General features: G+C 66.4%; 13 protein-coding genes. 5 read left to right on the top strand and 8 right to left on the bottom strand.

Features of this window, described 5'->3' with window-relative positions; translation table 11 throughout:
• Positions 1-110: 110 nt before the first annotated feature.
• The 5 genes from B7D75_RS22535 (at position 111) to B7D75_RS22515 (ending at position 3,773) form a co-directional block, all read left to right on the top strand.
• Complete coding sequence (locus B7D75_RS22535) at positions 111-794, top strand: response regulator transcription factor (protein ID WP_003156297.1); 684 nt, start codon at positions 111-113, stop codon at positions 792-794.
• Positions 784-2,064, top strand: coding sequence for a sensor histidine kinase (locus B7D75_RS22530; RefSeq protein WP_034080900.1), 1,281 nt, complete (start codon positions 784-786; stop codon positions 2,062-2,064). Before B7D75_RS22535 ends, B7D75_RS22530 begins: the two co-directional genes overlap by 11 nt.
• 79 nt (positions 2,065-2,143) lie before the next feature.
• Positions 2,144-2,827, top strand: a complete 684-nt coding sequence (locus B7D75_RS22525) for a class I SAM-dependent methyltransferase (RefSeq protein ID WP_034080899.1) — start codon at positions 2,144-2,146, stop codon at positions 2,825-2,827.
• A 2-nt stretch (positions 2,828-2,829) separates the two neighbouring features.
• On the top strand, positions 2,830-3,534 hold the full coding sequence (locus B7D75_RS22520; protein ID WP_003156301.1) for a lipopolysaccharide kinase InaA family protein: 705 nt from the start codon (positions 2,830-2,832) through the stop codon (positions 3,532-3,534).
• Positions 3,531-3,773, top strand: a complete 243-nt coding sequence (locus B7D75_RS22515) for a hypothetical protein (RefSeq protein ID WP_012077171.1) — start codon at positions 3,531-3,533, stop codon at positions 3,771-3,773. Before B7D75_RS22520 ends, B7D75_RS22515 begins: the two co-directional genes overlap by 4 nt.
• Positions 3,774-3,896: 123 nt before the next feature.
• On the opposite strand, the gene pncB is transcribed toward B7D75_RS22515, so the two are convergent.
• From pncB to bifA, 8 genes are all read right to left on the bottom strand, one after another.
• Positions 3,897-5,093, bottom strand: coding sequence for a nicotinate phosphoribosyltransferase (gene pncB / locus B7D75_RS22510; RefSeq protein WP_003156305.1), 1,197 nt, complete (start codon positions 5,091-5,093; stop codon positions 3,897-3,899).
• 136 nt (positions 5,094-5,229) lie between these two features.
• A complete protein-coding gene (gene mexW / locus B7D75_RS22505; protein ID WP_107114445.1) occupies positions 5,230-8,286 on the bottom strand; it encodes a multidrug efflux RND transporter permease subunit MexW in 3,057 nt (1,018 codons plus the stop codon).
• A gap of 47 nt (positions 8,287-8,333) precedes the next feature.
• Positions 8,334-9,464 carry a multidrug efflux RND transporter periplasmic adaptor subunit MexV gene (gene mexV / locus B7D75_RS22500; protein WP_107114444.1) on the bottom strand — a complete coding sequence of 377 codons (1,131 nt, stop codon included), beginning with the start codon at positions 9,462-9,464 and terminating at the stop codon, positions 8,334-8,336.
• Between the two features lie 168 nt (positions 9,465-9,632).
• On the bottom strand, positions 9,633-10,727 hold the full coding sequence (locus B7D75_RS22495) for a DUF1513 domain-containing protein (RefSeq protein WP_043101461.1): 1,095 nt from the start codon (positions 10,725-10,727) through the stop codon (positions 9,633-9,635).
• A 10-nt stretch (positions 10,728-10,737) separates the two neighbouring features.
• Entirely contained in the window at positions 10,738-11,802 is a 1,065-nt protein-coding gene (locus tag B7D75_RS22490) for an imelysin family protein (RefSeq protein WP_107114443.1), read from the bottom strand.
• A gap of 9 nt (positions 11,803-11,811) precedes the next feature.
• Positions 11,812-13,233 (bottom strand): di-heme oxidoreductase family protein, encoded by a 1,422-nt coding sequence (locus B7D75_RS22485; protein WP_012077166.1) that lies wholly within the window; start codon positions 13,231-13,233, stop codon positions 11,812-11,814.
• A 161-nt stretch (positions 13,234-13,394) separates the two neighbouring features.
• Positions 13,395-14,735, bottom strand: a complete 1,341-nt coding sequence (locus B7D75_RS22480) for an imelysin family protein (protein ID WP_107114442.1) — start codon at positions 14,733-14,735, stop codon at positions 13,395-13,397.
• A gap of 180 nt (positions 14,736-14,915) precedes the next feature.
• Positions 14,916-16,976: a cyclic-di-GMP phosphodiesterase BifA gene (gene bifA, locus B7D75_RS22475; RefSeq protein ID WP_003156316.1), complete on the bottom strand. Its 2,061-nt coding sequence runs from the start codon at positions 16,974-16,976 to the stop codon at positions 14,916-14,918.
• Positions 16,977-17,109: the final 133 nt, after the last annotated feature.

Raw genomic sequence — 17,109 nt, 5'->3', positions numbered from 1 at the left:
AAGACGCCGTGGAGTCTGTGGTGACGAGCGTGGAGCCGGTGTGAATAGCCGGTGAAGAATCCGTAATGTGCGCAACGCGCCCGATCGGTCTTCCTGTGAAGGAGTGGGACATGCGAATACTGGTGGTCGAAGACAACCGCGACATCCTGGCCAACCTGGCCGACTACCTGTCGCTCAAGGGCTACACCGTGGACTGCGCGCAGGACGGGCTGTCCGGCCTGCACCTGGCGGCCACCGAGCACTACGACCTGATCGTGCTCGACGTGATGCTGCCGGGCATCGACGGCTATACGCTGTGTCGACGCCTGCGCGAGGACGCCCGGCGCGACACCCCGGTGATCATGCTCACCGCCCGGGACCAACTGGACGACCGCCTGCAGGGCTTCCGTTCCGGCGCCGACGATTACCTGGTCAAGCCCTTCGCCCTTTCCGAACTGTCCGCGCGCATCGAGGCGGTGCTGCGCCGCGCCCAGGGCGGCGGTCGGCGCGAGCTGAGCGTCGCCGACCTGAGCTACGACCTCGACACCCTGGAGGTCAGGCGTGCCGGCAAGTCGCTCAAGCTCAACCCGATCGGTCTCAAGCTGCTTGCCGTGCTGATGCAGAAGAGTCCCCACGTGGTCCGCCGGGACGCCCTGGAGGAAGCGGTATGGGGCGACGACTGCCCGGACAGCGACAGCCTGCGCAGCCACGTCCATCAACTCCGCCAGGTGATCGACAAGCCATTCCCCGTGGCCTTGCTGCATACGGTGCATGGCGTCGGCTACCGCCTGGCGGAGGAGCCGAATGGAGTATAAGCAGAGCCTCGCCCGTCGGATCGTCATCGCCTTCATGCTGATGACGGTCGCTGTGGGAGGACTGTTCTCCGCCGGCATCGTCGGCGTTGTCCACATCATCGAGGAGCGCCTGATTTCCCGCGACCTGGGCGGCGAGTTGGAGCGCATCCTGCGCGACGACCTGGCCCAGGGACGCAACCCGGTGCTCGATCCCGGCATGCGCTTCTTCATCAGCGACGGGCAGGGTTCCTACGCCATGCCGCCGGCGCTGGACCAACTGGATGTCGGTTTTCACGAAGTCTTCGAGGGCGACCTGTCGTTCCACGCGCTGGTGCGCGATATCGACGGCCGGCGTTTCATCCTGCTGCAGGACCAGAGCGATTTCGAAGCCCGCGAACAGGTGCTCTATGCCTCGGTGCTGACCGGCTACGTGCTGAGCATCGCCCTGGCCGGCCTGCTCGGCTGGATGCTCGCGCGCAAGGTGATGGAGCCGGTGGTCCGGCTGGCGCGCCAGGTACGCCACCGCGAACAGTTGCTCGGCCTGGCGCCGCCGCTGGCGCCGGACTACGCCAACGACGAGGTCGGCGAACTGGCCGCCTCGTTCGACGAAACCCTCGGCCGCCTGCGCGACGCACTCAAGCGCGAGCAGCTGTTCACCAGCGATGTCAGCCATGAGTTGCGTACGCCGCTGATGGTCATCGCCACTTCCTGCGAACTGCTGGCCGAAGAGTCCAGCCTCGGGCCGCGTGCCCGCGGCCAGCTGGAGCGGATGACCAAGGCCGCCGAGGAGATGCGCGACCTGGTGCAAACCTTCCTGTTGCTGGCGCGGGCGCAGAAGGGCGAAGAAAGCCTGGCGCCCCACGGCGGCCTGGAGAGCATCGCCGACGACCTGGTGCAGGTCTGGCGGGAGCAGGTCGAGGCGCGCGGTCTGACCCTGCACTACCGCAACGAAGGTGCCTGTGCCGGCCAGTTCAATGCCCCGTTGCTACGCGCGGTGATGGGCAACCTGTTGCGCAACGCGGTGCACTACACCGATTCCGGGAGCATCACGTTGACCCTCGGCGAGCACGGTTTCAGCGTAGAGGACACCGGTGCGGGCGTACCGGAAGAGCAACGCGAACGCATCTTCCTGCCGTTCGTCCGCGGCAGTTCCAGCTCCGGACGTGGCGAAGGCCTGGGCCTGGGGCTCTCGCTGGTGAAGCGGATCTGCGCAGCCGAGGGCTGGAGCGTGACCCTCAGCGCGGTGGAGCCGCACGGCTGCCGGTTCGAAGTTTTACTCGATGTTGCTTGACGAAAAATTCACCACCCCTTGACCCGAGCTTGACGGCTGGACTCATACCGTTCGTCCCATGAATCCAGGAGCACCCGTCATGAACAATCCGCCTGTCGACCTCGACTTTTCCCACAAGTATGATCGCGAGCATGCTGAGGCCTACCTGAAGAAGCATCAGGATGGTCTCGCCCGGAAACTTTCCCACCGGCGCGACGTCCAACTCGCCCGGCAAGCGCTGAAGCTCGCCGGCCAGCCCAACCTGGTGCTCGACCTGCCCTGCGGTGCCGGGCGTTTCTGGCCATTGCTGGCGGAAAAGGACAACCGGGTGATCATCGGCGCGGACAATTCCGCGGATATGCTGGCAGTCGCCTGCGCCGGACAGCCCGACGGCGTGGTGAAACGGGTACGGCCCTTGCAGACGTCCGCTTTCGCCATCGACCTGCCGGACAACTCGGTGGACAACATCTTCTGCATGCGCCTGCTCCACCATATCGGCGAGGCAGCCGACCGGAGCGTTCTGTTGCGCGAGTTTCACCGGGTCACGCGGGACAGCGTGATTCTTTCCCTCTGGGTCGACGGCAATTTCAAGGCCTGGAAACGCAGGCGCATGGAGGCACGGCGGGTAGCGAACGGGGAACAGACAGGCTACCAGAACCGCTTCGTGTTACCTGCCGACACGGTCGAGCGCGAATTTCTCGACGCCGGCTTCGTCATTCAGAAGCATCTCGATTTCATCCCGCTTTATCACATGTGGCGGGTCTATATCTTGCGAAAGGAATAACGATGGCTCCCGATCTGGCATCCCTGCAACGTATTTCCGGCGACTCCGCCATCGACCAGTGGTTGCAGGTGCCCGGCAGCTGGGTCGAGGAGCCCAACGAGCGGCGCGGCGGCGCCAGCGGCGTGCAGCGGGTGTACACCGGCGATGGACGGCTGCTCTATCGCAAGCAGCAGACCGGGCACGTCTACCGCGACTGGCAACGTCCGTTCGGCTATCCCACCGCCATGCGCGAGCGCGACGCGCTGCGGGCCTTCGAATCGCTCGGCATCCGCGTGCCGCGCCTGGTCTACTCCGGCTGCCGCAAGGTCGATGGGCAATGGCAGGCGCTGCTGGTCACCGAGGCCCTGGAGGGTTTCTCCAGCCTCGACGAGTGCTATGCGCGCGGTGACCAGGATCGTTGGGGCGAAGCGAAGCACCAAAGAATTCTGCAACAAATCGGCGCTACCATCGCCCGCATGAACCTTGCCCACTGGCAGCATGGTTGCCTGTATCCGAAGCACATTTTCGTCCGCGTCGAGGGCGAGACCATCGAGGTGGCGCTGATCGACCTGGAGAAAAGCCGTCGTCGCCTCACCGTGAACAGGGCGTCCCGGCACGATCTGAAGCAGTTGAAGCGCCGTTCGTCGTGGACCAGCGCGCAGTGGCAAGCCTTCATCTATGGTTACCAGACGGCGTTTGGCAGCGCCATCAAAGGGTTGCAGACATGAAACTAGAAATCACTCGAGGTTTGTTGCTGGTCGGCGCTCTCGCCGTGGCCACGGCCGCGGCTGCCGCCTGGCACGAACCCGCGCCGAACGTGGTGCAGATGAGCGGCGGCCACGAGTACTGTCCGACACCCTCGGTGCTGAAGGCCGAGCGGCCGACGCGGCAGGAGGTCCAGCCGAACAAGGACATCCTGCTGTTGATGTTCGGTCTTTCCCAGGGGGGAGCCAGCCTCTCGCGCTGAGACTCCTTGATGAGAAAGCCCCGCCTGAGCGGGGCTTTTTCGTGGGCGATGAGTTCACCGGAAGATCGACCGACTGGCTCCGGGCGTCATTCGGCGCCTTGCCGCGGTAGGCCAGGCCCCGCCCTAGGCGACCTGGAACACGTGCTTGAGGTAGTGGATGAAGTCCGGGTCCCGGCACTGGGCCTTGCCCGGGGTATCGGAGATCTTCGCCACCGGATGGCCGTTGCAGGCGCTCATCTTCACTACGATGTTCATCGGTTCGACGCCCGGCAGGTCGCAGGTGAAGTGCGTGCCGATGCCGAAGCTGACGTTGATCCGTCCCCGCAGGGCGCGATAGATCTTCAGCGCCCTGGGCAGGTCGAGGCCGTCGGAGAACACCAGGGTCTTGGTCAGCGGGTCGATGCCCAGCTTCAGGTAGTGGGCGATGGTCTTCTCCGCCCATAGCAGCGGGTCGCCCGAGTCGTGGCGCAGGCCGTCGAAGAGCTTGGCGAAGTAGAGGTCGAAGTCGCGCAGGAAGGCATCGGTGGTGATGCAATCGGTCAAGGCGATGCCGAGCAGCCCGCGATACTCGCGGACCCAGCAGTCCAGCGCGGCACTCTGGCTGTCGATCAGGCGCGGGCCGAGCTGTTGGTGCGCCATCAGCCATTCGTGGGCCATGGTGCCCAGCGGCTTGAGATCCAGCTTGCGCGCCAGGTGGACATTGCTGGTGCCGACGAAGCAGCCCGGGAAGTCTTCCTTCAGGCCGCTCACCACGGCCTCATGGACCCGGTAGGAGAAGCGCCGGCGGGTACCGAAGTCGGCCATCTTGAAGCCGGCCAGCTCTTCGGCGCCGGCCTCGCGGCGCAGCCAGTCGAACTTCTCCCGCAGGCGCTCGCGAGCCTGCTCGATGGTCGCGTTCGGGTAGCGCGCGCGGTTGCGCACTTCGCTGATCATCGCCAGCAGCGGCACCTCGAAGAGGATCACGTGCAGCCAGGGGCCTTTCAGGCGCAGGAAGAACTCGTCGTTCTCGATGCCGGTCTGCACGTAGCGCGGGTTGAAGCGGAACAGGCCGAGGAAACGGATGAAATCCGGCGCCAGGAAGGGGATGCGTTCGAGGAAGGCCAGTTGCTCGTCGCTGATCGCCAGGCCCGCGAGGTACTCGATCTGTTCGCGGATGGCCGGCAGGTAGAGGCGCAGGTCTTCCTGGTTGCGGCAGCGGAACTCCCATTCCACCTCGGCATTGGGATAGTTGTGCAGCACCGCCTGCATCATGGTCAGCTTGTAGAAGTCGGTATCCAGCAGGTTCTGCACGATACGTTCGGAAAAAGCGCTCTCGGCCATGCTCGTCTCACCACTGCGTTTCAGCAGGCAGTCTACTGGAGGCGGCTGCCGGCGGACATAGGATTGCGGCGGGATGGCCGGGGAGGCGGCGCAAGCGTCGGCGGACGGCGCCGTGGGCGCTGTCCGCCGTTCCGGATCAGTGCGCGTCTGCCGGCTGCGTCACGCCGGGTGGAGCATCCGGCCGCGCCACCAGGGTATAGATGCACGGCAGCACGAACAGGGTGAAGAGGGTGCCCACCGACATCCCGGTGGCGATCACGATGCCGATGTCGAAGCGACTGACCGCGCCGGCGCCGCTGGCGAGGATCAGCGGGATCACCCCGAGCACCATCGCCGCGGTGGTCATCAGTACCGGCCGCAGGCGGATCGCCGCCGCCTGTTCGATGGCCTCGCGGCGCCCCAGGCCCTGTTCGTGGCGTAGCTGGTTGGCGAACTCGACGATCAGGATGCCGTGCTTGCTGATCAGCCCGATCAGCGTCACCAGGCCGACCTGGGTATAGATGTTCAGGCTCGACACGCCCAGGAACAGCGGCACCAGCGCGCCGCAGATCGAAAGCGGCACGGTGACCATGATCACCAGCGGGTCGCGGAAGCTTTCGAACTGCGCGGCGAGGACCAGGAAGATGATCGCCAGGGCCAGGCCGAAGGTGACCAGCAGCGCGTTGCCTTCCTGCACGTACTGCCGCGAGGCGCCAGCATAGTCGACGGCGAAGCCGCGCGGGGCCTCCTCGCGGGCGATCTGCTGCACGGTCTCGATGGCCTCGCCCATGCTGACGATGGGGAAGCCGGAGATGATCGCCGAGTTGAGTTGCTGGAACTGGTTCAACTGGCGCGGCCGCGCCCGTTCGCGGGTCTCGATCAGGGTCGAGAGTGCGACCAGCTGGCCGTCGCTGCTTTTCACGTAGTAGCTGCCGAGCCAGCCGGGATTGTCACGGTAGGGGCGTTCGACCTGGGCGATCACCTTGTAGCTGCGCCCGTCGATGGTGAAGCGGTTGATCTCGCCCTCGCCGAGCAGGCTGGCCAGCGCCACCCCCAGGTCCTGCATGGAGACGCCCATCTGCGCGGCCTTCTCGCGGTCGATGTCGACCACCAGTTCGGGCTTGTCGAAGGCCAGGTCGAGGTCGAGGAAGGCGAACTTGCCGGACTCCGTGGCGCGCTGCTTGACCCGTTGCGCCACCTGCAGCAGCGACTCGTAGTCGTTGGCGGTGTTGAGCACGAACTGGAACGGCAGGCCCTCGCCGGTGCCCGGCAGCGACGGCAGGTTGAAGGCGAAGATCTGCACGCCGGGGATCTCGTTGAGCCTGGCCTGTACCGCGTGGAGCAGTTCCATCTGGCTCTTCTCGCGTTCGTCCCAGGGCTTGAGCAGCATGCCGCCGATACCGGCCTGGACGCCGTTGTAGCCGTTGATCTGGAACGCCGAGTAGTACTCCGGGAAGCTGCGGAAGATGCCTTCGAACTCGGCGGTGTAGCGGTTCAGGTAGTCGAGGTTGGCGGTCTGCGGCGAGTTGGTCATGAGGAAGACGATGCCCTGGTCCTCTTCCGGCGCCAGTTCCTTCTTGGTGAACATCAGCAGGAGCGGGATCAGCGCCAGCACCAGCACGGCGAATACCAGCACCACCGGACGGGTCTCCAGGGTGCCGTGGAGGGCGCGCTGGTAGCGGCGTTTCAGGCCCTCGAAGAGCAGGTCGAGGCGATGCGCCAGGCCCGACGGGTTTTCCTCGTGGCGCAGCAGGCGCGAGCACATCATCGGCGACAGGGTCAGGGCGACCACCCCGGAGATGATCACCGCGCCGGCGAGGGTGAAGGCGAATTCCTTGAACAGCGCGCCGGTGAGACCGGTGAGGAAGCCGATCGGCGCGTACACCGCGGCCAGGGTGATGGTCATGCTGACCACCGGGATGGCGATCTCCCGCGCCCCCTCCAGCGCGGCGTCGAAAGGTGTCTTGCCCTCCTCGATGTGGCGATGGATGTTCTCCACCACCACGATCGCGTCGTCCACCACCAGGCCGATGGCCAGGACCATCGCCAGCAGGGTCAGCAGGTTGATCGAGTAGCCCATGGCCTGCATGAAGAACAGCACGCCGATCATCGACAGCGGGATGGTCACCACCGGGATCAGCACCGAGCGGAACGCGCCGAGGAACAGGAACACCACCACGATGACGATCAGCACCGCCTCGCCGAGGGTCTTCACCACCTCGTCGATGGAGGCCTGGATGAAGCGCGTGGCGTCGTAGGCAATGGACACCTTGAGGTTCGGCGGCAACTGTTCTTCCAGTTCGGGCATCTTCGCCCGCACTTCCTTGATCACGTCCAGCGGGTTGGCGCTGGGCGTGCCCTTGATACCGATATAGACCGACGGGATGCCGTTGAACGAACTGATCGCATCGTAGCTGGCGGCGCCCAGCTCGACCCGCGCGACGTCGCCCATCAGCACCCGGCGGTCGCCGTCGGTCTTCACCGGGATGGCGGCGAAGGCTTGCGGCGACTTGAGGTCGGTGGAGGCGTTGACGCTGGTGACCACCAACTGGCCCTTCACTTCGCCGGCGGCGGCGAGGAAGTTGTACTGCCGCACCGCCTGGTTGATCTCGCCGGCGGTGACGCCGAACGCGGCCATCTTCACCGGGTCCAGCCACAGGCGCATGGCGAACACCTGGTTGCCGAGGATCTCCGCCTCGGCGATGCCGGGCAGGGTCGCCAGCTTGGGCTGGATCACCCGCGACAGGTAGTCGGTGATCTGCGGGTTGTTCATCTGCTCGCTGTAGAAGCTGATGTACATCAGCGCCGAGGCGTCGGCGGCCTCCTTCTGCAGCACCGGGTCCTCGGCGTCCGGCGGCAGCTGGCTCTTCACCTCGTTGGACTTGGCCAGCAGCTCGGTGACCAGGCGATCGGTGTTGGCGCCGATCCGTGCGTAGATCGAGATGGTCGAGTAGTTCTGCCGGCTCACCGAGGTCATGTAGTCGATGCCTTCGGCGCTGGCCAGGCTCTGCTGCAGCGGCTGGGTGATGTAGCCCTGGATGGTCTCCGCGTTGGCTCCGGCGTAGAGCGTGGTCACCGTGATCAGCGCGTTCTCCATCTGCGGATATTCGCGGATCACCAGCTTGCTGAAGGCCTGCATGCCGAGCAGGACGATCAGCAGGCTGACCACGCAGGCGAGGACCGGGCGACGAATGAACGGATCGGTAAAAGCCATGTTTCAGTCCCTTGGCAGGCCTGCCGCAAGGCGGTCAGGCGTGCGACTCAGTGCCCTTGCTGGAGGTCCCGCTCGGCGACGATGGCCACCGCGGCGCCGTTGTCGAGCTTCAGTTGCCCGGAGGTCACCACCTGCTCGCCGTCCCGCAGGCCTTCGAGCACCACCGCCTGGCCTTCGCGGCGCTCGCCGACCTTGACGAAGCGGCGCTCGACGACCAGTTGCGGCTGGCCCTTGTCATCCTTCGAAGCCTGGCCCTGCCTGTCCTTCTTCTGCCCGACCACGTAGATCGAGTCGCCATAGAGGGTGAAGGTGATCGCCGTCTCCGGCACCACGATGCGTTGTTCCTCGCCCGGCAGCATCACCTCCAGGTTGGCGAACATCCCCGGCAGCAGCTTGCCGCCCGGGTTCTCCAGGGCGGCGCGGACCTGCAGGTTGCGGGTTGCGTTGTCGACCTTGGGGTTGATCGCGGCGATCTCGGCGTCGAACACCTGGCCGGGGTAGGCGGCGACCCGGACCTTCACCAGCTGGCCGCGGCTGAGCAGGGGGAAATCCTGCTCCGGCAGGTGGAAGTCCAGCAGCAGGGTGGACAGGTCCTGCAAGGTGGCGATCGGCGTGCCGGGCGAGACATAGTCGCCGACGTCCACCTGGCGGATGCCGATGGTCCCGGCGAAGGGCGCGAGCAGGCGCTTCTTCGCCAGTGCCGCCTTGAGTTCGGCGACGGTGGCGCTGGTCTTCGCCCACTGTGCGGCGAGGCGATCGAACTCGCTTTTCGAGATGGCCTTGCTGCCGATCAGTTCGCGGCCGCGCTGGTACTCGGCCCTGGCCAGGCCGAGATCGGCCTCGGCGGTGCGCAGGGTGGCTTCCTCGACGTCGCTTTCCAACTGGATCAGCGGCTGGTCCAGCCGCACCTGATCGCCGGAGAGGAACAGCACGTCGCGTACCGTGCCGGAGACCTCGGCGGTGAGAGTCACGCCCTGGAACGCCTTGAGGCTGCCGATGGCCGGCAGGCGGCTTTGCCACGGTCGCCGCTCGGCCAGGCTGGCGGTCACGCTGATCGGTGGTTTCGGCGCGCTGAAAAGCGCGATCTGCTGACGAATGGAATAGACCTTGTAGCCGGCGAGAATCGCCACCACGGCGATCACTGCGGCGAGCATGATCAACATGCGGCGGAGCAACATAATCCTGGTCCCTGGTATGTCGAGAGCGCCCCATCGCGGGGCGAGTCCGACACATTACGTGCAGCTTTCAAGGCTTGTCAAAGCAGCGGGCTGGCGAAAGCTGCCAGGCAGCTAGCAGGCCGCCCGCGGCCTTCGCCGGGAACCCGGAACCAGCGCTGCGCGCCGCTTTCAGGCCAGGTGCAGGTGATTGTCCCAGAGGCCGGAAGGCAGCTCCAGCGGTTGCGCGGCGATGCGTTCGCCCTGGCAGTCATAGAAGCGGCAACGCCCCTGTCCGGAAGTGACGACGAAGCCGTTCCGCACCGCGCCTACGCCAGCGCAGTCCGGCAATGGCGCGTCCAGGCGCACGGCGCCGCTGTCCAGGTCCCAGATGAAGAAGCGGTTGCCGCGCGGAGCGGTCAGGGCCACCAGGCGCAGCTCGTCGTGGATCGCCACGCTGGCGGTGTACTGGGCCATTGCCAGGCGCTGTTCCTCGGCCACCGGGAAGGCTTCGAAAGGGCCGCCGGGGCGCTTGATCGCCAGCAGGTCGGCATGTTCGTGGGCGTCGCCCATGAACTGCTGGCCGGCGACGATGGTGCCGTCGCGACCGATCGCCAGGTGGCGGACGCTGTTCATCTGCTGTGGCAGGGTTTCCCTGGAGAGCAGGCTGCCGTCGCGGCGCATCAGCACCAGGCTTGGCTCCATGGCGTCGAGGTTCATCTCGACCCGGCTTTCCGCCTCGGTGCGAATGCCGCCGTTGGCCACCACCAGGGTTTCGCCGTCGGGCATCCAGGAAACCTGGTGCGGCCCGAGGCCGTGGGTGGAGATCTCGCCGCTGTGTTGCAGTCGTTCGCCGTCGAAACGGTAGACGCCGAGCACGCCGCGGCCGGGGTCGGTGGTGTCGTTCTCGGTAGCGTAGAGCCATTCGCCGCCCTGGTGGAACACGCCGTGGCCGTAGAAGTGGCGGTTTTCCTGCGAGACCAGGGTCTGCAGCAGGCGACCGTCGCGCAGGTCGATCAGGTAGCTTTCGGTGCCCGGCCGGCGGGCGACGAACAGCGCCAGCGGCAGGCTCGGGTGCTGGACGATGTCGTGGCAGCGCTGGGCCACGCGGGTGGCGAACTGGCGCTTGCCATCCAGGCGGTAGCCCACCGCGTAGTGCTGGCCCTCGGCGTCGTCGCGCGCCGACAGCACCAGCGGCTGACTACCCTGGCGGCTGAAGCTCCAGCCACCGAAGGACAAGGCGCCGAGCAACAGGCTGCCCAGGCCGATCACATGACGTCGCAGCATGGCGCCGACCTCAGTCGCCATCGTTGGCGTTGAAGCCCAGTTGCACGCCGAGGGCGCGGGCCAGGTCGCCTTCGTGCAGGCGATGGACCACGTTCAGGCTGTCGTAGAGGGCGTTGAGCTGGGTGCGCCCGTCCTCGCTGGCGAGCAGTTCGGAGAGCGGTTTCTGTTCCAGCGCCATCAGCTTCGCATGGCTGTCGGCGTAGGCGGCGTCGATCTTGCCGGCCAGGTCCTTCTGCTCGGCCGGCAGCAGGGTCTTCAGACCCTTGCCATCGATGCCTTCCCAGAGCGCCTGGGCGCCGCCCAGGCTGGCGTCCAGGCTGGCCAGCGAAGCGTTGCTGCGCCAGGCCTCGGCCTGGTAGGGCTGGGGAATGCCCTTGCTCTGCCGGCCCAGCGGCGTGCCGAGCTTCTTCTTCAGCATGTCCAGGGCGGTGACCTGTACCCGCAGCAGTTCGGCGATCGCCTCGTGGGCGTCGGCGTAGCGATCGTTGGGGAACTTGCTCATCTGGGTGAGCATGCCGCCGTCGTTCTTCCAGCGCGCCAGGATGTCCTGGGCCAGTTGCTGCTGGTGGGTGCCGATGGCTTCCAGCAAGGGGCAGTAACGGGCCTTGGTGGCGGCGTCGGCGAGATCGATCTTGCTGTCGAAGAGGATGTACTCGTAGGCGGAGAGCCCCTGTACCACCACGCTGGCCTTGGCCAGGGCCGCGGCGTCGACCTGCGGGTTGCTCTTGAGCAACTGCTCGACCTGGCGGCCGACCAGATCCTTCTTGTCCGGCCAGAACTGCACCTGCCAGGCGCGGTTGCCTTCGGCCAGCGGGCCGATCAGCAGTGGTTGCAGCTCGGCCCAGGCCTTCTGCGCGGCATGGAACGCGTCACGGGCCTTGGCCAGTTCTTCCTTGCCCTGGCAGTAGGCCAGGGCGCTGCTGGCCAGGGCCTGGTCGGCCTCCACCCAGCGGCTGTAGGTCGGCAGGATCACCTGTTGCGCCAGGGCGGCACTGGTGACGGCCTGCGGGTCTTGCGGCGAACAGGCGCCGAGGGCGATGGCGAGGCTGGTCAAGAGCAGTCGTGGGCGGAACATGTGGGCTCCTCAGAGTGAATTCAGGAAGGCCAGCAGGGCGCTGCGCTGGTCGGCGTCGAAGCCGAGCACATGCCGCTTGGCCGCTTCGGCTTCGCCGCCGTGCCAGAGGATCGCCTCCAGCAGGTTGCGGGCGCGCCCGTCGTGAAGGAACTGGGTATGGCCGTTGACCGTCTCGGTCAGGCCGATGCCCCACAGCGGCGGGGTGCGCCAGTCCCGCCCGCTGGCGAGAAATTCCGGGCGATTGTCCGCCAAGCCGTCGCCCATGTCATGCAGCAGCAGGTCGGAATAGGGGCGGATCACCTGGTTGGCCAGCTCCGGCTCGCTGGCGTTGGCGCCGGTGGTGAAGCTGGGAACATGGCAGGCGACGCAGTTGGCCTGGGCGAACAGGCGCTTGCCGGCCAGCACCTGCGGGTCTTCCACCTTGCGTCGCGCCGGGACCGCCAGGTTGCGGCTATAGAACAGCACCTGGGCGAAGATGTTATCGCTGACTTCCGGTTCGCCGCCGTTGGGCGCCCGGCGGCACTCGACCTGGGCGGGGCTGCAGTCGTCGTGGGGCCGCAGGCTGCTGGTCAGGCCCATGTCGTCGGCGAAGGCGTGCGCGTTCTGCTGCGGGATGTCCGGCTGGCCAGCCTTCCAGCCGAAGCGGCCGAGCGCGCTGCGCTGGCGCGCGGCGTCCCAGACCTGGTTGGCGCGCCCGCGGATACCGTCGCCGTTGCGGTCGTCCGGGTCGGCATTGGCCAGGATCGCCGCTTCGGGTATCGCTTCGAGCAGACCGAGGCCGATCATCGGCGGGGCGACACGGGCCGAGAACATCGTCTGCGGGTGCATCGGCCCGTAGCCGAGCTGGCTGATGCGCAGGACCGGCTTGCGCAGTTCGACCTCGGTGCCGTCGTCGAACCTCACTTTCAGCGGTTCGTAGTCCACCCGCACCTTGCCTTCCGGGGCGACGCCCGGAATGCCGACGTCCTGCAACTGGCCACCATAGGTCGGCTCGGGAATCACCCCCTGGTGCAACAGGGTCTGCTGGTCGTCCGGGCCGGCCGGGATCGACAGGCGCACCAGCATCGACACCGCGCTCACCGCGTCCGGCCCCGGCGGATGGCCGCGGCCGTCCTTGACGTGGCAGTTCTGGCAGGCGTTGGTGTTGAACAGCGGGCCGAGGCCGTCGCGCGCGGTGGTGGAGGAAGGGGCGATGACCCAGGGGTTGCGGAAGAAGCTGTTGCCGACGCTGAAGTCCAGGCGCCGGCTAGGGGCGAGGTTGGCGGACGGCAGGGAGAAGGCGTTGCGGTCGCTTTGCTGCACCGTGGCCGCGCCCCCGGAGAGCTGTTCGCCGGGCTCGGCGCGCGGCGGCTCGTCGCTGGCGCCGCAGCCGCTCAGGAGGAGCGCCGTCAGGAGGCAGGCGAGCGGTGTAAGAGGTGACGGCAACGACATCGGCGAACATCCGGACTGCGTGGAGACAGCCCGCAAGCTTACCAGTTGGGGCTAATCAAAATAAGAGGGATTTGCGTTTGTAAAGGCCCCCGCAGCCCGCAGCGGCGGGCCTGAAACGCAACGTGCGGCCATGGGCCGCACGCTGTTGACGCAGGAAGGGATCAGAACTGGTGGTCGGCGTTATCCGGCTTCAGGTCCTGGATGCCCAGCTTGCCCGCGGCCTGCTCGATGGCGCCGGTCTGCTTGACCAGGGCGGCGATGGCGTCGCGGATCTTCTGCTGGCCTTCCTTGTTGTCCGGGGCGATCATCTGGTCGAAGTGCACACCATCCTTCTCGGCGCTGTCGACGATGACCTGCAGCTTGGCCTCGGTGTCGGCAAGGTCGGCCTTCAGGGTGTCGTTGGCGGCGGCGTCGGCCTTGGCGACCAGGTCGGCCAGGCTCGGGCCTTTCACCACGCTGCCGTCGACGCGCTTGTACTCGCCCAGGTAGATGTTGCGGATGCTCTTGGCATTGAAGAACAGGGTGTGGTGGGTGTCGTCGCTGAAGCAGTCGTGCTCGTCCTCGGTGGAGTTGGCCTCCAGTGCGACCTTCATGCGCTCGCCGGCCAGTTCGCCGAGGGACAGGCTGCCCATGCCGAAGAACATCTTGCGCAGGCCGGTATCCACCGGCTCGGCTTCCAGCTTGGCGCGGTAGTTGTCGGCGACGCCGGCTTTCCACTGTCCGGCCATGTATTCGAGGTCGCTGACCAGCAGGTCGGTGACCGACTTCAGGTAAGCGGCGCGGCGGTCGCAATGACCGCCGGTGCAGTCTTTGCCCTGGGCATAGTCGGTGGCGGGGCGGTTGCCGGCGCCCGGACCGGTGCCGTTCAGGTCCTGGCCCCAGAGGAGGAACTCGATGGCGTGGTAGCCGGTGGCGACGTTGGCTTCGGAACCGCCCAGCTCGTTCAGGCCGGCCAGTTTCTCGCCGGTGATTTCCTTGACGTCGATCTTGTCTTCGCCGACCTGGATCTCGGTGTTGGCGACGATGTTGGCGGTGGCGCCGGGGTTGCCCAGGGCATGCTGGTAGTCCTTGGCGACATAGTCGATCAGGCCTTCGTCCAGCGGCCAGGCGTTAACCTGTCCTTCCCAGTCGTCGATGATCGCGTTGCCGAAGCGGAAGGCTTCGCTCTGCGAGTAGGGGGTGCGGGCGGCGAACCAGGCTTCCTTGGCGGCTTTCAGGGTCTCCGCGTCGGGCTTGGCGAGGAACGCGTCGACGGCCTTCTGCAACTCCCTGGCGGTGCTCAGAGCGTCGGCGAAAGTGGCTTCGGCGAGATCCGCGTAATTCTTGATCACCGCCCTGGCGGCGGCCTCGTCGACCTTGGCGGCCGGGGCGGCGGCAGGAGCGGCGGGCTGGGTGCTGGCCGCCGGGGTCGCAGGCGCTTCGGCTTTCTTGTCGTCGCCGCAACCGGCGAGGGAGATGGCGAGGGCCAGCAGACTGGCGGTGGCCAGGGGCATACGAGTCATGGCGGATTCCTTTGCTTTATTGGTGGCTTGCCGAAGCGGCGTGCGCTTGTCGAGAACGTCCGGAAGGGCGCGGAAAAACCGCCACATAATGCGAAAGATTTGCATTTTTGAAAAGGCCGCAGCGTGATCGCGCCGTGCCGGGATATATCGGCGTCGTCGTCCGAAGTGCCTCCGGCGGCCTCAGGGCCGCTCGCTGGTGGCCTGGCTCAGGCGCCGCGCCTGCTTGAGGTACTGGGTCAATTCCCTGGCCGGCAGCGGCTTGCTGTACAGGTAGCCCTGACCTTCGTGGCAGCCTTCGGCGATGATGTACGCCTCCTGCTCGGCGGTTTCCACGCCCTCGGCGATCACCTGCATGCCCAGGCTCTTGCCGAGTTGGATGATGGCGCGGACGATGGTGGCGTCGTCCTCGTCCTGCAGCAGATCCTGGACGAAGCTCTTGTCGATCTTGATCTTGTCCAGCGGCAGGCTCTTGAGGTAGCTCAGCGAGGAGTAACCGGTGCCGAAGTCGTCGATGGCGATCAGCGCGCCGGCGCGACGCAGGCTGAGCAGGTGCTGGGCGGCGGTGGAGATGTCTTCCATCAGGCCGGTCTCGGTGACTTCCAGCTCCAGGCTGCGCGCCGGCAGGCGGTAGACCTGCAGCAGGTTGCTGACCACCCGCGGCAGGGCGTTGTGGTGGAGTTGCACGGTGGACAGGTTGACCGCCATGCGCAGGTCGTCGAAGCCCTGGTCGTGCCATTCGCGCAGTTGCCGGCAGGCCTGGTCGAGCACCCACTCGCCGATGCTGAAGATGCTGCCGTTCTGCTCCGCCAGCGGAATGAACAGGTCCGGCGGAACGAAGCCGTGCAGCGGGTGTTGCCAGCGCAGCAGCGCCTCGACGCCGACCACGCGGTGGTCGCGGTAGTCCACCTGTGGCTGGTAGACCAGGTGCAACTCGTGGCGCTGCAAGGCGTCGCGCAGGTCCTTTTCCAGTTCCCGGCGGCGCCGCATCTCGCTGTCCACGCTGGCGATGTAGAACTGGTAGCGGTTGCGCGAGCGGGTCTTGGCCAGGGTCATGGTCTGCTCGGCCTTCTGCAGCAGCTTCTCGGTGGTCTCGCCATCCTCGGGGAACAGGGTGATGCCGATGGTGGCGCGCAGGCGCACCTCGTGCTGGTCGATCTCGAACGGCGCCTCCAGGCCGTCGAGGATGCTCTGCGCCAGCTCGGCCGCCTCGTAGGGTTGCTCGATGTCGGCCTGGACCAGGGCGAACTGGTCGCCGCCCAGCCGCGCCAGGGAACCGAGCCGCGCGCTGTGGCCACGCAGGCGGTCGGCGAGGGCGATCAGCAACTGGTCGCCGAGCTGGTAGGTGTACTGCTCGTTGATCCCCTTGAAGTCGTCGAGGCCCAGGCACAGCACTGCCACCCGGCGCTGCTGGCGGCCGGCGCCGTCGAGGATCTGGTCGAGCTGCTGCTGCAGCAACTGGCGGTTCGGCAGGCCGGTGAGGAAGTCGTACTGGGAGATGCGCAGCAGGTTGTCCTCGGCTTCGCGGCGCAGATGGCTGTTGCTTTCGATGGAGGCGAGCAACTGGTTGGCGGTGGTCACCCAGAGGCCCAGTTCGTTGCGTTCGTGTCCCTTGAGCAGCGGTAGCTGGTGCTGGCCGGGGCGGTCCGGATTGATGCTGACCAGGTGCTCGATGATCTTCGACAGCGGCTTGGTCAGCATCCAGTGGTAGACCAGGAACAGCACCAGGCCCATGGCTAGGGCGCGGAGGATGCCGGAGATGAAGATGATCTCCGAGGTAGTGACGAAGTTTTCCCCGTAGGGCGCGGTGTCCAGGGTGATCTTCAGGTCGCCGTAGTATTCGCTGTAGGGCGGACGGCCGATCAGGCGGATGCTGAAGGTGCGTTCCTGGCCGAGGATCGGGTCGGTCAGCCAGCGGGTCGGCAGGTCCAGCAGCGGCCTGGATTTCTCCGCCAGCATCGGTTCGCCGGGGTGGCCGATGCTCGCCTGGCGCACCGCCTCGTGCTGGAACAGCCCCTCGAGGACCTGCATCGCCATCTCCCGGTCGAGGCTGTAGACCGCCTGGGTGGACGGGTCGCGGACCATCGCGAGGATGCGCTGGGCGTCGCTGTTCACCGCCTGCCTGGCCTTGTAGGCGTCGAAGACGATCTGTGCGCAACTGAGCACTGCGCCAACGGCCAGCGCCGCCAGTAGCACGACACGCAGCAGCTTGAGCGAGAGGCTGTGTCGGGAGTCCAGTTTCAAGGGGCCTTCCTTGTACGTCGCCAGGGCGAAAGACAAGCCGGTAGGAAGAACTTCTTTGCCTCAAGAGGCTAACACGAGCGGAGGTCTACCAGTTCCTGAGGGTAGACGATGGCTCCTGGGCCACAGATTAAAA

Source organism: Pseudomonas paraeruginosa (genome assembly GCF_003025345.2).
GTDB classification, from domain to species: Bacteria; Pseudomonadota; Gammaproteobacteria; order Pseudomonadales; family Pseudomonadaceae; genus Pseudomonas; species Pseudomonas paraeruginosa.
This window is presented reverse-complemented; position numbering and strand designations above follow the sequence as displayed.